This window comes from Mesorhizobium sp. M7A.F.Ca.CA.002.09.1.1 (genome assembly GCF_003998555.1).
In the GTDB taxonomy this organism is placed as follows: Bacteria; Pseudomonadota; Alphaproteobacteria; order Rhizobiales; family Rhizobiaceae; genus Mesorhizobium; species Mesorhizobium ciceri.
Map to the genome: position 1 here is coordinate 1 of NZ_RZRR01001018.1, position 1813 is coordinate 1813.

At 61.3% G+C, this 1813-nt stretch carries 1 protein-coding gene and 1 pseudogene; both read right to left on the reverse strand.

Translation table 11 applies throughout. The annotated features are described in order from the left end of the window. Positions 1-1605 (reverse strand): annotated as a pseudogene (locus EN994_RS29660) (excinuclease ABC subunit A); the annotation flags it as partial. Further along, positions 1592-1813, reverse strand: a 222-nt coding sequence (locus EN994_RS35725; protein WP_206530530.1) for a hypothetical protein, incomplete at its 5' end; no start/stop codon positions are given. The gene EN994_RS35725 and the pseudogene EN994_RS29660, both read right to left, overlap by 14 nt.

Below are 1813 nucleotides of genomic sequence, written 5' to 3' on the forward strand. Positions count from 1 at the left end.
GTCCAGCACATAGAGCACGCCGGTCAGGCCGGAGCCGATCTGCGATGCCAGCCGGATGCGCTGGCTCTCGCCGCCCGACAGCGTGCCGGAATTGCGCGACAGCGTCAGATAGTCGAGCCCGACATCGTTGAGGAAGCGCAGCCGTTCACGGATTTCCTTGAGCACACGCACCGCGATTTCGTTCTGCTTGTCGTTGAGCGACGCGGGCAGGTCGGTGAACCACTGGTCGGCCTTGCGGATGGAAAGCTCGGTGACTTCGCCGATGTCCCTGCCGGCGATCTTCGCCGCCAGCGACTCGGGCTTCAGCCGATAGCCCTTGCAGACCGGGCAGGGTGTGGCCGACATGAAGCGCTCGATCTCCTCGCGCATCCAGGCGGATTCGGTCTCTTTCCAGCGCCGCTCGAGATTGGGGATGACGCCTTCGAAAGTCTTCGTCGTCTTGTAGGAGCGCAGGCCGTCATCATACTGGAAGGTGATCTCGCGCTCGCCGGTGCCGCGCAGGACGGCTTCCTTGGCCTCTTCGGACAAATCCTTGAACTTGTCGCCGAGCTTGAAGCCATAGGCCTTGCCCAATGCCTCCAGCGTCTGCGCGTAATAGGGCGAGGTCGACTTCGCCCACGGGCTGACGGCGCCGTCGCGCAGCGAGATGTTTTCATCCGGCACGATCAGATTGCCGTCGATGGCGCGCTGGCTGCCGAGACCGTCGCAAGTCGGGCAGGCGCCGAACGGATTGTTGAACGAAAACAGCCGCGGTTCGATTTCCGGAATGGTGAAGCCGGAGACCGGGCAAGCGAACTTTTCCGAGAACAGGATGCGCTCATGCGTCTCGTTCTTCGACTTGTTGACCGAATCCTCGCCGGTCTGGCTGGAATCGAGCGGCTTGTCGGCGAATTCGGCGACCGCCAGCCCATCGGCCAGCTTCAGCGCCGTTTCGATGGAATCGGCAAGCCGCGTCGCGAGATCGCCGCGCACGACGATGCGGTCGACGACGACATCGAGGTCATGCTTGTACTTCTTGTCCAGCGCCGGCACGTCGGCGATCTCATAGAAGACGCCGTCGACCTTGACGCGCTGAAAGCCCTTCTTCTGCAGTTCCAGCAACTCCTTGCGGTACTCGCCTTTGCGGCCGCGCACCATCGGCGCCAGAATGAACAGGCGCGTGCCTTCCTCGATCGCCAGCACGCGGTCGACCATCTGCGAAACCGTCTGGCTCTCGATCGGCAGGCCGGTGGCCGGCGAATAGGGGATGCCGACGCGCGCAAAAAGCAGGCGCATATAGTCGTAGATCTCGGTGACGGTGCCGACCGTCGAACGCGGGTTCTTCGATGTGGTCTTCTGCTCGATGGAAATGGCAGGCGACAGGCCGTCGATCTGGTCGACGTCAGGCTTCTGCATCATTTCGAGGAATTGCCGCGCGTAGGCCGACAGGCTTTCGACGTAGCGGCGCTGGCCCTCGGCATAGATCGTGTCGAAGGCAAGCGATGACTTGCCGGACCCCGACAGGCCGGTCATGACAATCAGGCTGTCACGCGGCAGGTCGAGATCGACATTCTTCAGATTGTGTTCGCGCGCCCCGCGAATGGAAAGATATTTATGGTCGGCCATAGCCGGTCGCCGCCTCAGAATCTGGAATTTCCTGGAATGGCGGGTTTTCCCGGCCATCCCCTATGTAGGTAGTTTTGCCGCCACGTCGAGAGACGCCACAATTCCCGACAAAAGCGTTTAAGCGTCTTTCGCGTGAACGGGCAAGCGGAAAGAACAAAGGCCGAACACGCTCCTGACAAAGCTGTGCAAAAACTGACTTGTACGTAAC